The sequence below is a fragment of the Streptomyces sp. NPDC046215 genome, from assembly GCF_040646215.1.
In the GTDB taxonomy this organism is placed as follows: domain Bacteria; phylum Actinomycetota; class Actinomycetes; order Streptomycetales; family Streptomycetaceae; genus Streptomyces; species Streptomyces stramineus.
This window is the reverse complement of the sequence record NZ_JBEYZW010000021.1, coordinates 50,816-63,891: the sequence shown is the minus strand read 5'-3', so window position 1 is coordinate 63,891 and position 13,076 is coordinate 50,816. Positions and strand designations below refer to the sequence as shown.

The 13,076-nt window shown below is 68.6% G+C and carries 18 protein-coding genes and 1 tRNA gene; 7 read left to right on the top strand and 12 right to left on the bottom strand.

Annotated features, from left to right (window positions below; genetic code table 11):
- The first annotated feature begins 57 nt into the window (after positions 1–57).
- A tRNA-Arg gene (locus ABZ951_RS12340) sits at positions 58–129 on the top strand.
- 133 nt (positions 130–262) lie between these two features.
- On the opposite strand, the gene ABZ951_RS12335 is transcribed toward ABZ951_RS12340, so the two are convergent.
- The 10 genes from ABZ951_RS12335 to ABZ951_RS12290 form a co-directional block, all read right to left on the bottom strand.
- Positions 263–1,723, bottom strand: coding sequence for a tyrosine-type recombinase/integrase (locus ABZ951_RS12335; RefSeq protein WP_344089771.1), 1,461 nt, complete (start codon positions 1,721–1,723; stop codon positions 263–265).
- Entirely contained in the window at positions 1,720–1,974 is a 255-nt protein-coding gene (locus tag ABZ951_RS12330) for a helix-turn-helix domain-containing protein (RefSeq protein ID WP_344089770.1), read from the bottom strand. The genes ABZ951_RS12335 and ABZ951_RS12330 overlap by 4 nt, the downstream gene beginning before the upstream one ends.
- A gap of 87 nt (positions 1,975–2,061) precedes the next feature.
- Complete coding sequence (locus ABZ951_RS12325; protein ID WP_344089769.1) at positions 2,062–2,424, bottom strand: hypothetical protein; 363 nt, start codon at positions 2,422–2,424, stop codon at positions 2,062–2,064.
- Positions 2,421–3,035 carry a hypothetical protein gene (locus tag ABZ951_RS12320; protein WP_344089768.1) on the bottom strand — a complete coding sequence of 205 codons (615 nt, stop codon included), beginning with the start codon at positions 3,033–3,035 and terminating at the stop codon, positions 2,421–2,423. The genes ABZ951_RS12325 and ABZ951_RS12320 overlap by 4 nt, the downstream gene beginning before the upstream one ends.
- Positions 3,036–3,128: 93 nt before the next feature.
- The gene (locus ABZ951_RS12315) at positions 3,129–3,371 is read right to left on the bottom strand and encodes a hypothetical protein (RefSeq protein WP_344089767.1); all 243 of its coding nucleotides are present in this window, start codon (positions 3,369–3,371) and stop codon (positions 3,129–3,131) included.
- Between the two features lie 11 nt (positions 3,372–3,382).
- Positions 3,383–3,577: a hypothetical protein gene (locus tag ABZ951_RS12310; RefSeq protein WP_344089766.1), complete on the bottom strand. Its 195-nt coding sequence runs from the start codon at positions 3,575–3,577 to the stop codon at positions 3,383–3,385.
- Between the two features lie 20 nt (positions 3,578–3,597).
- Positions 3,598–3,828, bottom strand: coding sequence for a hypothetical protein (locus ABZ951_RS12305; protein WP_344089765.1), 231 nt, complete (start codon positions 3,826–3,828; stop codon positions 3,598–3,600).
- Positions 3,829–3,989: 161 nt separating this feature from the next.
- On the bottom strand, positions 3,990–6,125 hold the full coding sequence (locus tag ABZ951_RS12300; protein ID WP_344089764.1) for a cell division protein FtsK: 2,136 nt from the start codon (positions 6,123–6,125) through the stop codon (positions 3,990–3,992).
- Positions 6,122–6,439 (bottom strand): hypothetical protein, encoded by a 318-nt coding sequence (locus ABZ951_RS12295; protein ID WP_344089763.1) that lies wholly within the window; start codon positions 6,437–6,439, stop codon positions 6,122–6,124. The genes ABZ951_RS12300 and ABZ951_RS12295 overlap by 4 nt, the downstream gene beginning before the upstream one ends.
- Before the next feature lie 84 nt (positions 6,440–6,523).
- On the bottom strand, positions 6,524–6,898 hold the full coding sequence (locus tag ABZ951_RS12290; RefSeq protein ID WP_344089762.1) for a hypothetical protein: 375 nt from the start codon (positions 6,896–6,898) through the stop codon (positions 6,524–6,526).
- Between the two features lie 358 nt (positions 6,899–7,256).
- Here ABZ951_RS12290 and ABZ951_RS12285 point away from each other — a divergent pair, with 358 nt between their 5' ends.
- Both ABZ951_RS12285 and ABZ951_RS12280 read left to right on the top strand, forming a co-directional pair.
- Positions 7,257–8,045 (top strand): GntR family transcriptional regulator, encoded by a 789-nt coding sequence (locus ABZ951_RS12285; protein WP_344089804.1) that lies wholly within the window; start codon positions 7,257–7,259, stop codon positions 8,043–8,045.
- Entirely contained in the window at positions 8,039–8,809 is a 771-nt protein-coding gene (locus ABZ951_RS12280) for a glycosyltransferase family 2 protein (RefSeq protein ID WP_361279768.1), read from the top strand. The genes ABZ951_RS12285 and ABZ951_RS12280 overlap by 7 nt, the downstream gene beginning before the upstream one ends.
- Here ABZ951_RS12280 and ABZ951_RS12275 read toward each other — a convergent pair.
- Complete coding sequence (locus ABZ951_RS12275) at positions 8,802–9,557, bottom strand: GntR family transcriptional regulator (protein ID WP_344089760.1); 756 nt, start codon at positions 9,555–9,557, stop codon at positions 8,802–8,804. The two genes, ABZ951_RS12280 and ABZ951_RS12275, sit on opposite strands and share 8 nt — an antisense overlap.
- Before the next feature lie 59 nt (positions 9,558–9,616).
- Here ABZ951_RS12275 and ABZ951_RS12270 point away from each other — a divergent pair, with 59 nt between their 5' ends.
- The 4 genes from ABZ951_RS12270 (at position 9,617) to ABZ951_RS12255 (ending at position 11,181) form a co-directional block, all read left to right on the top strand.
- Positions 9,617–9,916, top strand: coding sequence for a hypothetical protein (locus ABZ951_RS12270; protein WP_344089759.1), 300 nt, complete (start codon positions 9,617–9,619; stop codon positions 9,914–9,916).
- A gap of 132 nt (positions 9,917–10,048) precedes the next feature.
- The gene (locus tag ABZ951_RS12265) at positions 10,049–10,210 is read left to right on the top strand and encodes a hypothetical protein (RefSeq protein ID WP_344089758.1); all 162 of its coding nucleotides are present in this window, start codon (positions 10,049–10,051) and stop codon (positions 10,208–10,210) included.
- Positions 10,210–10,443: a hypothetical protein gene (locus ABZ951_RS12260; protein WP_344089757.1), complete on the top strand. Its 234-nt coding sequence runs from the start codon at positions 10,210–10,212 to the stop codon at positions 10,441–10,443. The genes ABZ951_RS12265 and ABZ951_RS12260 overlap by 1 nt, the downstream gene beginning before the upstream one ends.
- A 9-nt stretch (positions 10,444–10,452) precedes the next feature.
- Positions 10,453–11,181: a GntR family transcriptional regulator gene (locus ABZ951_RS12255; RefSeq protein WP_344089756.1), complete on the top strand. Its 729-nt coding sequence runs from the start codon at positions 10,453–10,455 to the stop codon at positions 11,179–11,181.
- A gap of 471 nt (positions 11,182–11,652) precedes the next feature.
- On the opposite strand, the gene ABZ951_RS12250 is transcribed toward ABZ951_RS12255, so the two are convergent.
- Positions 11,653–12,576 carry an FkbM family methyltransferase gene (locus tag ABZ951_RS12250; RefSeq protein WP_344089755.1) on the bottom strand — a complete coding sequence of 308 codons (924 nt, stop codon included), beginning with the start codon at positions 12,574–12,576 and terminating at the stop codon, positions 11,653–11,655.
- Positions 12,577–13,076 lie beyond the last annotated feature (500 nt).

Sequence of the window (13,076 nt, the reverse complement as noted above, 5' to 3'; positions counted from 1 at the left end):
GGGCACCCTTGTGGAGCTGGTAGTGTTCTCCACGTCACCGCGAAACGCGGACGACACGCCCCCGTAGCTCAGGGGATAGAGCAACGGCCTCCGGAGCCGTGTGCGCAGGTTCGAATCCTGCCGGGGGCACTCGCCGGTCATCCAGAGAATTCTCTGGTGTGGCCAGGGCGGATGCCGACATGAGAGAGCGGGAGTCAGTCTCACTGACTCCCGCTCTTTCTTGCTGTCGCTCAGCGTTCGCGACACATCTCCGACACACTCCTCATGCTGTGTCGCCTTCCTCCTCCAGCGCCTTCGCGATCTTTGCGTTGGCTGCTTCTTCGTGGCCGTCGATGCAACCGTGGTAGCGGCGGTGGATCACCTCCGGGGAGTTGCCGACCCTGCGGGCCACTTCGGCGATCGGGACCCCGGCGTTCAACCACCGTGTGATGCACGCGTGCCGGAGATCGTAGGGGCGCCCGGCCAGCGGTGACTCGACGCGGTCCGGCGGCAGCGCGTACCCCCGCGCTTCCTCCCATACCCGCCAATAGGTGGACGAGCCGACTACTCCCCCGCGCTCGTTGCCGAAGACGCGCCCCTCCTTGGCCGTCCCGAACCTCTTCAGATGCTCCTGAAGAATCGTGACGAGGACAGGCGGGATGGGGACCGGCCGGTCAGTGGATGCTTCACGAGCCTTCAGGCCACGGCGGTCGTGCCGCTCCCTCGAGTCGGTCCACTGCTTACCGGAGACGGGCCGCGTCTCCCGCAGCGTCAGTGTGCCCCAGCCGGTTTCCGGAAGGCGGCAGTCCGAGAGTCGCAGTCCGACCGCTTCAGCCGGCCTCAGCCCCGCGTAGTACAGGACTGCGTAGAACGCCACCAGGCGGCGTCCGCGACTGCGTTCCCATGAGCCTACGTAGGAGACGGCTGTGAGCAACTGCCTCCCCTGTGAAGCGTTCAGGAGGACACGCCGGTCCACCACAGCGCTGGAACCCACCTGCTTATTGCGGGCTTTCTGGAGAGGGTTCTCCGGAAGTTCTCCCGTGATCACGGCGTGTTCGAGTGCGGTGTTCAGGACGCGGCGGCGGCGCTTGTACGTCTCTCGTGCTGCCGGTTTGCCGTCCAGCCGGTAGCCGAGGCGGTACATCACGTCCTCGAACACTTCCGGGTCAAGCAGATCAGTGACGGGCCGGTCCGCCACCGTCAGGCAGTCGTACGCGGATTTCAGCTCGGCCGGCGGCTCCTGCCCAGCGTTCGCGGGCACGATGCCCCATCGAAACGCCAACCGCAGACACCCGTTCTCAGGGGCGCCGTCCTCCCGCATCACCATGGCCAGCGCGACGGCCGCAAGGCCGTCTGCCATGCCCTCGCGGGTCTTGGCCGCGCTCGTACGCCACCGGCCGGCGACGTACTTCCGGCAGAACTCGAACCACCGCAAAGACGGCTCGGCCGCCGACGCTTCGGCCACTTCGGCAGCCGCCCGCACCTCGGACTCGGGCAGACCCGATTCGGTCTCGAACGCCTCTCCCCGGCGCATGGCCTGCCACAGCTCTGCCCGCCGGCTGTCGGCGAGCGCGGATGTGGTGAACGTGCCGCCATGCACTCGGCCGGCGACCACCCAACGCAAACGGTACGGGCGGGATTTCCGGCCGGTCTTGGTGACCTTCCACAGCTTGACGTCGAAGGAATACCCCGGCCGGGCGAATCCGCGAGACCGCCCGGCCGAGGTTTCGCTTTCCTCGCTCACGCGGCGTCCTCCCGCTCCGCGAGCCACCGGTCGTACTCGGACCGCCGAATTCGCACGTCCCCGTTCGGCAGCTTGATCGAGCGGGGAGCCTTGCCCAGGCGGCGCCACCGGTAGAAGGTCGACGGGGCGATTCTGAGGTCGCCGATGACCTCCTTGACGGTGAGCTTCTCGTCCGGGACTTGGGCTGCGCTACTGCCGTTCTCTCTCCTGTCTCGGGGCCCGGACAGCGGGCGCACGTCGCCGTGGTGCATGCTGATGCCACCTCCTGATTCCTGCATCGGGATGGGGAGGCCGGGGCAGCGGGCTTCTTTGGCGGAGGGCCGCTGCCCCGGGCGAAGTCAGTGGAGCTGGTCCTGGTTCCACTTGAGGTACTCGTGGCGCACGTACGCGAGGCAGTCCTCGGCGGTCACGATCTCGGCGGCCTTGAGGCTCAGGCCGCTGTGCGCGATGTCGTAGTCGACCAGTTGTCGCGCGACCTCGACCGAGGCTTCGGCGGCCGGTGCGGCGACCTCCGGGGCAAACCTGGCCGCCTCGTCGAGCGCCATGCGGTCGAAGACGGCGGCCTTGCGGAGCCAGAACTCCCGTTCGTCGTCGAACGGACGGCGGCGACTGTGCCTGATCACCCAGCCGATCTCCGACGTGATCCCGGGGGCGTTCCCGTAGGCGGAGGCCGATTCGGTGGTGTGGGGTCCGGTCGTCACTGCTCCACCTCCGGAGCTCCCTGCGCCCGATATGCGGAGAGCAGCTGATGGTGGAGGGCCATCTCGGCCTGCTCCCCGTAGGCGTACGCGCAGTCCGCCAGGCCGGTCGGCGTGCCCTCGCTCGGACCCGTGTACCGGGCCGTCCGGCGCGCTCCGACCTGGGACCGCAGCAGAGCCAGGCGCCTCTGCCCGGACCAGTTGCCGAGGTCTCCGCGGAAGTCCGGCAGCGGGCCGTCGGGGAGTTCGTAGCGTTCGGTCCGGTCGCGCCGGAGTTCGGCGTACCTCGGGCGATATCCCTTGACGACCGCCAGCAGGGCGCCGGCCGTGCCGTACGCGTAGGCGAGTGCGAGGTTCTCGTACAGGTCGGTGGTCACGCTCTGGTAGGCCCTGCATAAGCCGCGGATCTGGTTCAGGGCGACGTCCTGGGGGCTGATCCTGTACTCCCCGCTGATGTTCACGTCGCCGATCACCGCCCGCAGGCGGGCCGGCTCGATGTGCCAGGTGGCGACCTGCGCCGCCTGGCGGGCGAGCCGCGTCTCGCGAGCCGCGGCCCCGAGGGCGAACACGCTCGCGGTCAAGCTGTCGAACCACGCGATGGTGGTGTGGGACATGGGGCGTCCTCCAACTGGTGGAGCACGGGCCGGGCTGTCCGACCCTCCGCACGGCTCTGCCTCCCGGAGGAGCCGGAGCCGCACAGGGGGCCGTCAGTCGATGGCCGGGGCCTCCGCGTCGCTTTCCGCGGCCCGGAGTAAGAGCGTTCGCAGATCGGTGCCGATGACCGCCGCGATGCGGTGTTCGATGGCCTGCCACGAGGTGGGGTCGATGGCCATGAGCGCGGCGACGGCCGCTGGTCCCTTGCCTTCTTCGAGAGCTGTCAGAGCGTCGCGTAACTCCCCCGAAGCCATGAGCGAGATCCGGGCGGTGTTCCGTTCTTTCACGTCTGTCATGGGTGTTCCTCTCACTGGTCGAGATCGGGAATGGCGTCGCCTAGGGCGCCCATGACCTGGTCGATGGGCGCGGCGGCGCCGGTGCGGCTCAGGTAGTAGCCGAAGAGGACGGCCACCAGGGCGCTGCCGATGCCGAGGGACTTCGAGCGGATGAGCATGGCCAGGAGCAGACCGAACAGCAGGAGCGCGGAGATCGAGAAGGACATGGAGGGGCTCCTTGAAGGGATCAGCGAACGCCGTCGCGGTGGAGGCGGACGGTGGCGTTGTAGAGGCGCCGGCCGACGCGGATGCGCTTGCCGTATCCCTCGCAGCGCCGGCACTCGCGGCCGCGCTTGAGCCGTCCGTTGCGGCTCTGCCGGATCACGGCGCCCCAGCCCTGGCACTTGCGGCAGGTCCCGAACGGGCTGGCGGCGCAGAGAAGCGCGTAGCAGAGAGTGATGAATGTGAGGCCGGGCATAGCGTGGAGCAAGGAACTCATCAGAACCTTCCCCGGGTGGGATTCGGCAGGTGCTCGATGAGCACCGCTAGGCGCTAGCACGCAGGTCAGATACGCCTATGGCTGCTAGCGGGGGTGCTAGGTCTAGCGGGATGGGCCGCTAGACCTAGCGTCGACGGCGGCTATGCCGCGGCACCTCGGTCGTCACGGTCGGCAATCACTGCGAGGACATCGGCGCGCTTGATCCCACGCCGGTTCGCGCCCTTGCCGTCTTCGGTGGTGCCCCACACCTGAACGGTGTGGATGCCGTACGGCTTCAAGGCCGCGGTGAGCTGCTCCGGCGTCCACGTGCCGTACACAGCCGGCCGGAGCTCCGCGAGGCCGGCGACGATCGCCTCGTTCCAGAGCTTCGGCTTGCCATCCGGAAGGGCCGTGAGCAGATCCGAGAGCAGGTCGTAGGAAGGGCCGGCCTCGGTCGCGGGCTGCTCCCCCAGCGCGTATCCGGCGAGTGTGCCGAGGCGCTCGCGCATCTTCCGCGCCCGCTGGGCGATGCCTTCCGCCGCCAAGGCGTCGATCTCGACCGCCCGGACGATCCGGGCATCCGCGCCCTCCCCGAGGAAGTAACAGATGCCTTTGTCGCCCCAGGCGAACAACGTCGCCCGGACGCCCCGCTTGTACGCGCCGGTGCCGAGCACCATGTCGTTCTCGACGTGGCTCATGACCTTCAGGCACCAACGGGCCGACGCGTTCGCGGAGATCCCCTTCGGCAAGCTGTCGTCGTCCGGCCGTTGGGTGGCCAGCAGCAGCACGATGCCCGTCGCCGGGCCGCGCTTGACGAGGTCGGTGCAGATCGCTTCGAGCTCCTTGCCGTACGTCGGGTGCTCGAACCACTTCTGGCACTCGTCCACCCCGACCACGATCGGATGCAGCCGGAGGGACCGCTTCGACGCCAGTTCCGTGGTCACCTTCGACTCGGGGCAGATGTCCCGGGGCAGTGTGCGGATCACCTTCGTGCGGCGCCGCAACTCGGCTTGGAGTTCCCGCATGGCGGTCAGGGCGTAGAGGATGTCCTCGTCTTCGTCGCCTGCCCGGTGCCGGTAGCTGACGGCGCTCCCGACGGGGTCGAGGTCACCGGTTCCCTTCAGGTCGTAGCTGTGGACCTCGGCACGCGGGTCGAGCGCTGCGATGAGCAGCAGGAGACGGAGAAGGAACGTCTTGCCCATCCTCGGAATGGCACCGATGACACCCGCGAGGTACATGAGGGTGATCTCCACTCCTCGCCCACGCTGGTCGGTGCCCCATGCGACGGGCTTGAAGAGATCCACCGTGCCGGACTTCGCGAGGGGCCAGGCCGGCTGCTTGGTCCGGGACATGTCCTGATCGCCGACCCACAGTCTCAGCCGCCCGGTGTGCTCGTCGGGAACGGCCTCAGGCCACACCGTTCCCAAGGGGCGGCGAAGGCCGGAAGCCAGTCTCCTCCGGCGCTCGATGACGTCGGTGACCGTGACGCCGTGCGGGAGGTCACCCTCGGCCAGCCATCCAGGGCCGTCACGGGTGATGGGGGCGGTGAAGGCGAAACCGTCCCCGCCCTTCGACTGAGCTTGGTTGATCGCGGGGATGCCCAGGGCGCCAAGGGCCCGGAGCACCACGTCGCTGGTGAGCCTGGTCGCCTTCGGGATTTCCACGGCTCGGCGGATGACGGGGGCGTCGGCCGGCTGACCCAGCCGGCCCGCCGCCATCGTCACGGCGAAGCCGCAGAAGCCCAGCAGCCACGACGGCGCCATGACGTACAGCGCCAGCGCCACGGCGAGCCCCGCGATCGAGGCGACGACGGCGACCGTCGCCCGCCAGCGCACACGGCGATCCCTCTGGCGCGAGAGCTGAAGATATTTGTTGATGTCCTCGTTGGCCGCCGCCGACTGCCGAAACGGCTCGCCCTCGGCATCTGCGACCCAGCGCAGGGAACCGCCGACGAACCGTGCGACGCCGCTGGGCGCTTGCAGCGCCAGACGGACCGTGTACCAGGGCGTCCGTACCGCGTGGTACGCGGAAATGTGCCAGGCATAGGCGGCGACGCCCTTACCGGCGGCGCGGAACTCCTGACGCGATTTCGCCCACGCCGGTATGACGGGACGGCGTTTCGCGCCCTGCGCCCTTTGGGCCAGGCTGGGGCCCGAAGGCTCGTACGGCCGGTCGACGACCGTCTCCCCCGGAGCCTCGGCCCCGGGCCGGCCGGAGGCAGTCGGGGCTGCGGGGTGGTCCGGGCCCGGTCCCAGCGCGTCGGACGGCTGGTCGCTCAAGGCGGTGGGAGCCGTCACGCGGCCCTCCCCGCCTGGCGGTCCTGCTGTGCGTGGGCCCTGCTCCTCATCGCCGCGAGGCTGCTGAGTTTCGCCGCGTACCGCGCGTTCAGACGGGCGAACTCGTCCGCGTCGCTCTGATCCCGGAGCTCCTCCAGGACATCGCGGGCGGCGGACGTGCGGGCCGCGCGCTCTTCGGCGGACTCCCCGGGGCTCCCGAGGAAGAGTTCCTTGAAGTCCTCGGCGTCCGCTCCCTGCGACTCTTCGATCCCCAGGGTGGTTCCCTCTGACTCCACCACCCTGTCGGCAGGTTGGTGGACGACGTACGCGTGCATGGCCTCTCCAGATCCTGGACGGGGATGGGAGAGCCAGGGGCAGCAGGCTCGCTCGTCCGGCCGCCGCCCCTGGCCGGATCGCGCTCAGACGCGAAACCGCCGGGGGCCGGTGAGGTGGAGCCAGCACTGGTACGCACTCACCACGGCCTGGTAGCTGCCGAGGCCGGCGAGAAAGGTCAGCAGCCAGTCGGCACCGAGTTCCTCAGCCGAGCGGCAGCCGATGAAGGCGGCGGCCAACGCGATGCCCAAGACGATCAGGGTCGCGATGCTGCGGCCGGTCGTGGCCGACGCCGCGCGGCGGGCGACGAGCGATAAGTCGCCGGGGTCGAGGAGGCGAAGCCCCCCGCCGGGCATCCGCACGACGACGAGCCTTCCGTCACCGTGGTCGGTGATCCCGGCCACGGTGCCGAGGGCCACCTCGTGGCGGCCTTGGACGATATCGCCGATAGCGAGCTTCATCGGTCCCCCTTCGGGAGTAGGCGCAGGAAACCGGCACAGGCGCGGGCCCGCTCCCGGGGGTGGAGCTCCCGAGAGGCCGGTCGGTTCGGAGACGAGTGGTCATCACCTCCGGCGCCAACGACTCATGGCGGCACCGGAGATCAAAAACACTCGTTCGTCCAGGCACTCTGTGCAGTTCTCAAGGCACCAGCGCTTCCTTCGGGTTGCGATCCTCCGGGCGCCCTAACTCATCAAGAGGTCTTCTCCTCAAGTCCTCTTTAGGAGTTGTCCAGACTATGACGCAGCTCTCAGGAAGTCGTCAAGACCTCTTTAGGAGTCGTATGCTGAGGACGGTCGGCGCAAGAGGACGGTGAGCACGATGGCAAAGGCGTACGAACGGATCGCGGACGGCATCCGGGAGTCCATCCGTGCAGGTCAACTGAAGCCCGGCGAACGGCTTCCGGCGGAGACCGCGCTCGCGGACAAGTACGGGCGGAGCGTTCCCACCATCCGTGAGGCTCTCCGGCTTCTGCGCGACGAAGGCTTGATCGAGAAGCAGCACGGGCGCGGCAACTTCGTCCGCCAGGCCCGCACCGCGGTGCTGCGCACGAACACGAGGCATCAGTGGGAGAAGGGCCGCGCCCGCGAGCCCGAGCCGCTGAGGGCGAAGACCGGCGCCACCGAGCACGACACCGGGCTACAGGTGAACGATCTCGTCTTCCACGCCGCCTACCGCGAGATCAAGGCCGACAAGGCCATCGCGGACGCCTTCGGCGTCCCTGAGGGCGAGGTCCTCGTCGAGCGCACGTACCGCACGCGGTACGCCGCCGAGCGCGCGCCGTTCGCCCTGGTGACCTCCTACCTCGTCCGTGACCTGGTCGCGGAGAACCCGGATCTCCTGGACGACTCCAAGGAGCCCTGGCCCGGGGGCACTCAGAGCCAGCTCTTCACCGTCGGAATCGAGCTCGACCGCATCGAAGAGCACGTCACAGCCCGCCCTCCGACACCGGAAGAGGCGGAAGAGCTGGAATTGCCGCCGGGAACCGCGGTGCTCCTGCTCCGGAAGACCTCGTACGACACCCATGACCGCGTTGTGGAGCTCTCCGACATCACGCTGCCCGGCGACCGTACGGAAATGCTCTTCACCACTCCCCTGGAAAGGTGGTGAGTGCCGTGCGTCGGCGCATCATCATCATCACGGCTGTGCACGCACCGTCCGCTCACCACCTGCACGACGCCTACAAGTCGCTCTGCGACCAGGAGCTCCCCGACGGCTGGGAGTGGCACTGGGTCATCCAGGAGGACGGCAAGGGGGACGAAGTCGCCCCTCACGTCCCCAGCGACGAGCGGGTGACCTTCCGGCAGGGCCGCAGCGGTGGCCCCGGTGTCGCCCGGACCATTGCCCTGGCCCACGCCGACGGCGAGTACGTCAAGATCCTGGACGCCGACGACCAACTCGCCCCGGGCGCCCTGGCCCGCGACATCGCCGTCCTGGAACGTGACCCCAGCATCGGCTGGACCACGTCCCGCGTCCTGGACCTGCTGCCTGACGGCTCCACCGTGGGCTTCGACCAGGACCCGGAAGACGGCCCGGTCGAGCGCGGGGCCGTGCTCGAACACTGGCGCGCACACAACTACCGCGCCCAGGTGCACCCGGCGACGCTGTGCGTCCGACGCGACCTGCTCCTCGCCCTGGGAGGCTGGATGGCGCTGCCGGCCTCGGAGGACACCGGCCTCCTGCTCGCGCTGGACTCCGTCAGCCGCGGGTGGTTCATCCGCGACGTGGGACTCCTCTACCGCAAGTGGCCCGGCCAGGCGACAGGCCAGGCGGCCCACACGGACGCGGCGGAGCGCGACGCGCGCATGGCCGTCGTGGAGGCGCGGGCGCAGGCGCTCGCCTACTACCGCTGGAACTACCCGTCGGCTAGCTGACCGGCACCTCGTAGACGATGACGCCGAAGGCGGCGGGCACGACGATGTCCGCCGTTTCGACGGGCCGCCCGTCGTCGCTGTAATACGTCCGCTGAATGCGCGTGACGAGCGCGCCTCGCTGCACGCCGAGGAGGGTTGCCTCCTCGGCCGTCGCGTGTCCGGGCTCCGGCTGCTCCACCGCGCGGGTGACCGTGATGCCGATCTCCGCCATGCGGTCGACCACGCCCTTGCCGGCGTGAGGGCCGCCCTCGGGCAGAACGACCAGCGTGCCACCGGTGATGCCGTACGGCTCCCAACTGGTCGAGAGCTGCACGGGCTTGCCGTCCGCGAGGAACTCGTACGACGTCCGCACGCAGAGATCCCCTTCGGAGATGCCGAGGCGAGCGGCGATGTCCGCGGGCGCAGGAAGCTTCGCTTCCGTGCTGCTCTCCCAGGTTCCCCGCTTGGCGAGCGCCGACATGTCCGCGGCGAAGGGCGACCCACCGCGCTGTTCACGCGACTGTGAGCGAACCATGCGCAGGCGCTGGCGAGGCTCGGCGACGAACGTTCCGGAGCCGGCCCGCCCCTCCAGGACGCCCTGCGAGATGAGGAGTTCCTGGGCTCGGCGAATGACGTTTTCGCCCACGCCGCCGCATTCCTCCGCGAGTTGGGCACGCGACGGCAGCCGGTCGCCCGGTACCCACTCTTCGTTCGCGATGCGCTGTCTGAGCAGGTCAGCGGCGCGGAGGTAAGGCGGCTGCTCACGCATATGGAAAATCTAGTCCACTAGCCCTATTCTAGTTAACTAGCTTCACGCACTGTGATCCCGTGGCGACGGAGGAACACCTTGTGGCCGCATGCAGAAATCGCGCCGACCACTTGGCCGCACGCCTCACGGCAGCTGGGTTCACTCCGTGCGTTTGGCACCAGAAAAGCCACATCTGTGTCGAGACGAAGGTCCCGGCCCGCGTCTCGGCAGAGGCGTGGCAAGAGCTCTTAGAAGTGCTGGAGACGGCCGACTCGTTCGGGCTCGTCAACGGCCGGCGCGGCTGCATCGCCTGGGCCGCCATCGACAAGGAAACCCCCGCGACAGTCAGCGCTGACCGGGGGCACGGCCATCAGCTGTGAGGAGCTGATCACGTGCTGGACCTTATCCGCCGAATCGCCGCCTGGGCTAGGCGGCCATTCGTTCCCCCTGCGGAACAACCTCGTCGGTGTACGCCGACGGGCCCCCAGATCGCCGAGGAGACGACCTCGCCCTTGAGCCACCCGCGTTGGTGCGCGGAATTCCTCGATGCCGAGGAGGCTGCCCTCGTCCGTCTGTACGTGGTGCCCGGCGACGAACGCGCCCGGCTGCGGATGGAGCCTCGCTGGCGACCCCGTGTGGTCAGCCGGCCCTGGAGCCTGGTGGAGGCTCGCTGATGCTCAAGGACATCACCACTTCCAGCAAGACGCACCGCTACGTCCGCGTTCAGGTCGACTGGGAGACGGTCCGGACGGGAGACGTCATCGACCTCGGCGGGCGGGGGTTCGAAGTAGTCGACGTGGTCGACGTCTCGGACACGGTGAGGGGCCTGCGCTTCCGTACGGGGCAGAGTCTGACCATTCACTCGGCGACCCGGCTGTCCGCTGTGCGGGCCGTCGAGAGGCGGTGAAGAGGCACTATGGCCACCCGCTATCAAGCCCTCGCTGATGACCTGCGGCGACGCATCCAAACCGGGGGATTCGCAGCCGGCGAGCAGCTTCCCCCGGAGGCAAGACTCGCCGCTCAGTACAGGGTCAGCGTGCCCACGATGAGGCTCGCGCTCGATGTGCTCCAGGCCGAAGGGAGGATCGAGAAGGTTCATGGCCGAGGAAACTTCATCCGCCAGCGCCGCGAGCGCAGCGTCTACGACAGCAGGCGGCACACCTCGGACCGGCAGGCGTCGCCGAACCCGTCGCTGGAAGTCAGCGTCACGCTCAACAAGGTGAAAGCGACTGACGCCTTGTCGTCGTTCCTCCGGGTTCGCCGCGGCTCCCTGCTCGCCGAGTACGTGTACGTCAGCTACCTCGGGACCTCGGCGCAGAGTCTGGCTCGCCTGTACGTCCCGTTCCAGGTGGCGAGACTCGGTGACCTTGAGACGGGCCCATCGCCATGGGGTGACGACGTCCGTGAGCTCCTCGCCGCCGCCGGGGTGCAGGTGGCCTCCACGGTCGAGCGGGTCACCTCGCGCCTGCCCAGCGGCAAGGAGAGGGAGGTCCTCCGCAGCACGGCCCCCGTCCTGGCGATGGAACGAACGTCGGTCGATGCCAATGGGCGAGTCGTGGAAGGGGCCTATCTGGTACTTCCCGGCGACCGTGCGGAAGCCGTCTTCGCGACCAGCACGCACGTCGAGCCTTTGGAGACAGCCTGATGACTGCCAACCCGGACGGCGAAGCTCTCCAGCCGGGAGCGATCAGCGAGGATCGCGATCCGCGACTCCTGCCGTGGGAAGCGCCTGAGGGCAAGCCGTGCTTCCTGAGCTCGGCGGACGGCCAGGGCGTGATGTCTCGATACGCCGACAGTATCGAAGCGGCCCAGATGATCACCGGGCCGAGGTCCTGGCGGACGTCGAGGAGCTGCTCGCCGACCCCTCCGCGTGCTGCCGGCGCCTCTGGCCCGCGCTTCGGCAAGCGGCCTATTCGCTGAGCGACGTCCTACGGGTCGCGGAAAGCCGTGGCGCTCGCCTGCCTGCATCGGGACCCGAAGAGTCGGGACTTGAGGGTGCGGTGCCTCCGCCGGCCCTGGATCCGGGGTCGGCGGCGACACCGGACGCGCTCCAACATCCTGGGGAGTAGCACCCCCAGCCCACGGCCCGGCTCCCAGGAGCCGGGCCGTGGTGTGTTCAGGGGAGCGTCTCGGCGTCCACCCGGGAGAAGATGAGGTCACTCTCGCCGGTGACGGGGCCGCGCCAGCGCACCGGGACCGCGGGGGCCCGACGCAGCGCCGCCGGATAGCTCTCCGGGGCGTAGTCGTTGGCGAGTCGGTACACGTGGAAGCCGTGCTCCCGCATGGTGGCGAGCAGTTCGTCAGCGGAGTCGCCCAGCATCGCCATCCGTTCCGGGGTCACCTCGACGGTGATCTCCGCATCCGGCCTGAGCCGGCCGAGCATCGGAGTCATGCCGCGGACGACGCCACCTTCCGCGCCTTCCACGTCTACCTTGATTACCCGGGCGCCGGCGATCTCCGCGTCGGTCAGCATCTCCGGTAGCGGACGAGCCTCCATCTCGAAGCTGGATTCCGCCGGCCCGTCGTACGGGACGATGCTGTTCGCCCCCATGTTGCGGGAGCTGGCGAGGGTGAAGGTCAGTGATTTCCGAGTGTCCGATACCGCGGCATTGACGGCTCGCACGTTCCCGCAGCCGTTGAGCCGGGCCTGGGCCCCGAGTCTCTTGTGAAACAGCGGGGAAGCCTCGATGGCCACGACGCCGCCGGTTTCGCCCACGAGCTGTGAGGCGAGCACGCTGAAGTACCCGATGTTGGCGCCGACATCGACGAAGGTGTCGCCAGGTCGCAGCCGCCGGCTGAGCCAGTGGGTCATGTGCGGTTCCCAGGCCCCGAACATGTAGATATAGCGCTGAATGAGGTCCTGGGTGTCGACCGCGAACCTGGGCCCGGAACGGGACTGAACGACGCGGAGGCGGGGGTGGTCCCGTAGATAGGGGTTCAGGTACCGCGCGGCCAGCGGCGCCTTCCCGAGCGTGCCGGGCCCGTGGCGCACGTACCAACGACACAGAGAGGCCAGAGCCTCCGCATTGCAGTCCTTCATGTGATCGCGTCCTCCGCTGGCTCTCGCGTAAACCCTGCCCCCACACGATTAAGTAGACAGTCTTCCAGTTGCGTCCAGCCTTCCGGATCTTCGATGCGGCCGTTTCAGGCAGGCTGGCTCCAACGGCCTGGCGGCGCGCGGCGGACGCGAACGGCCAGCTGACACCAGGGAGGTGGAAGTCGAAGCGTACGTGGCGCGAACCCTGAAGCGTGCTGAACCTCCGACCTCCAAGCCTCATCATGCATGAGCATCAACTACCGGATGCCTTACATGCGTTGCTAAGATCGCCGCGCAGTCCGGCCAACGAAGTTGTGCAGCGCAAACACGAATCAACGGGGAACGTCTTGGACTCCGCTATACCGATCCTCGCTGCCGTCGGGGTTGGCTCGCTGATCATGCTCGCCGGTGTCACCGGTGGAGCCTTCCTTGTCATGGCGGCCCAGCGAAGCAATCGCTCCGTCCAGCGCGAAGAGGATCCCGGCGCCCGGTCAGGTGGCGCG

Coding starts and splice junctions, on each gene's coding strand:
- ABZ951_RS12250 (WP_344089755.1), bottom strand. CDS start 12,576: ATGAAGGACTGCAATGCGGAGGCTCTGGCCTCTCTGTGTCGTTGGTAC.
- ABZ951_RS12285 (WP_344089804.1), top strand. CDS start 7,257: ATGGCAAAGGCGTACGAACGGATCGCGGACGGCATCCGGGAGTCCATC.
- ABZ951_RS12290 (WP_344089762.1), bottom strand. CDS start 6,898: ATGAAGCTCGCTATCGGCGATATCGTCCAAGGCCGCCACGAGGTGGCC.
- ABZ951_RS12310 (WP_344089766.1), bottom strand. CDS start 3,577: ATGTCCTTCTCGATCTCCGCGCTCCTGCTGTTCGGTCTGCTCCTGGCC.
- ABZ951_RS12320 (WP_344089768.1), bottom strand. CDS start 3,035: ATGTCCCACACCACCATCGCGTGGTTCGACAGCTTGACCGCGAGCGTG.
- ABZ951_RS12260 (WP_344089757.1), top strand. CDS start 10,210: ATGCTCAAGGACATCACCACTTCCAGCAAGACGCACCGCTACGTCCGC.
- ABZ951_RS12295 (WP_344089763.1), bottom strand. CDS start 6,439: ATGCACGCGTACGTCGTCCACCAACCTGCCGACAGGGTGGTGGAGTCA.
- ABZ951_RS12315 (WP_344089767.1), bottom strand. CDS start 3,371: ATGACAGACGTGAAAGAACGGAACACCGCCCGGATCTCGCTCATGGCT.
- ABZ951_RS12330 (WP_344089770.1), bottom strand. CDS start 1,974: ATGCACCACGGCGACGTGCGCCCGCTGTCCGGGCCCCGAGACAGGAGA.
- ABZ951_RS12275 (WP_344089760.1), bottom strand. CDS start 9,557: ATGCGTGAGCAGCCGCCTTACCTCCGCGCCGCTGACCTGCTCAGACAG.
- ABZ951_RS12255 (WP_344089756.1), top strand. CDS start 10,453: ATGGCCACCCGCTATCAAGCCCTCGCTGATGACCTGCGGCGACGCATC.
- ABZ951_RS12305 (WP_344089765.1), bottom strand. CDS start 3,828: ATGCCCGGCCTCACATTCATCACTCTCTGCTACGCGCTTCTCTGCGCC.